Below are 1,365 nucleotides of genomic sequence, written 5' to 3' on the forward strand. Positions count from 1 at the left end.
GGGGAAAGAGATTTAAAAAACGTGGATCTTACAGCCAAAGATACGGTTATCGGCATTGCAGCTAGCGGTCGTACTCCTTATGTGAAAGGTGCTTTACATTATGCAAGTAAGGTAGGGGCAAAAACGGTGGCTTTATCGTGCAATAAAAACTCCATCATCACGAAAGTCGCTAATATTGGAATTGAAGTTGAGGTCGGACCTGAAGTATTAACTGGGTCTACGAGAATGAAAGCGGCAACTGCACATAAAATGGTACTTAATATGATCTCAACAGCTACCATGATTAGAATGGGAAAAGTATATGAAAATCTGATGGTTGATGTAAATGTGAGCAATCAAAAACTGAAGGATCGTGCAATAAGCATTATACAAACTGTCACGGATGTTGAATATGAAATTGCGATGAAAATGCTCGAAAAGGCGAATAATCAGGTTAAACCAGCAATTGTAATGATAAAGACTTCAACAACTTATGATCAAGCAACGGAGTTACTAGAACAAGCGGATGGAGATGTCAGAAAAGCCATCTCGATACGCCTGGATTAAGGAGAGAAAGCAATGGCTACAGGAGGATTATCCATTATACATACGATGCTAAGCAAGCTTCCACAATCAGAACAAAAACTAGCTGAATATATCCTACAGAATCCTCACGAGGTAGTAAATAGCACTGTACAGGAGCTGAGCACTTCTGCTCAAACAAGCGGGGCTGCTGTGATAAGGTTGTGCAAATCTCTCGGTTTGAAAGGATTTCAAGATTTGAAAATGCGGATTGCTGGTGATTTGATGAAGTCTGTTGAACAGGGTTACCGAGATATTGAGCCTTCAGAATCACTGTATCGGATTGTTGAAAAAACAACCAGTAATACGATTCAGATTATTCGTGACACTTCTGAAATTATCGATCACGAGAATCTCAAAAATGCCATTAAATTGCTGCTGAACGCTAAAACAGTTCACTTTTGTGGAGTGGGTGCTTCAAATATAGTTGCGGCAGACGCTCAGCAAAAACTGCTTCGCATCAACAAAGGGGCAACCGCTTTTACTGATATGCATTTAGTTGCAACTCTGATTGCCAATGCAAATGAAAATGACATCGTTTTTGCTATTTCATTCTCAGGAGAAACACCTGAAGTTGTCAATATATTAAGGCTTGCTAAAGATCGAGGAGTCAAAACGATAGGACTGACTCATTTTGGTCAAACTACGGTATCTTCTTTGTGTGACGCTTCACTTTATACATCCTTTTCAAATGAAGCGCCGTTTCGAAGTGCTGCAACATCTTCCCGATTGGCACAGTTATATATGATTGATATTTTATTTTTAGGAATGGCATCAGAACAGTATGAAGAGACTGTCCAATAC

The 1,365-nt window shown here is 39.6% G+C and carries 2 protein-coding genes; both read left to right on the forward strand.

Translation table 11 applies throughout. From position 1 onward, the window contains the following. On the forward strand, positions 1-546 hold a 546-nt coding region (locus tag AC1DUW_RS29005; protein ID WP_477644209.1), incomplete at its 5' end, for an N-acetylmuramic acid 6-phosphate etherase. Between the two features lie 12 nt (positions 547-558). After that, on the forward strand, positions 559-1,365 hold an 807-nt coding region (locus tag AC1DUW_RS29010; RefSeq protein ID WP_477644210.1), incomplete at its 3' end, for a MurR/RpiR family transcriptional regulator.

Source organism: Peribacillus sp. P4_C12, from assembly GCF_056402095.1.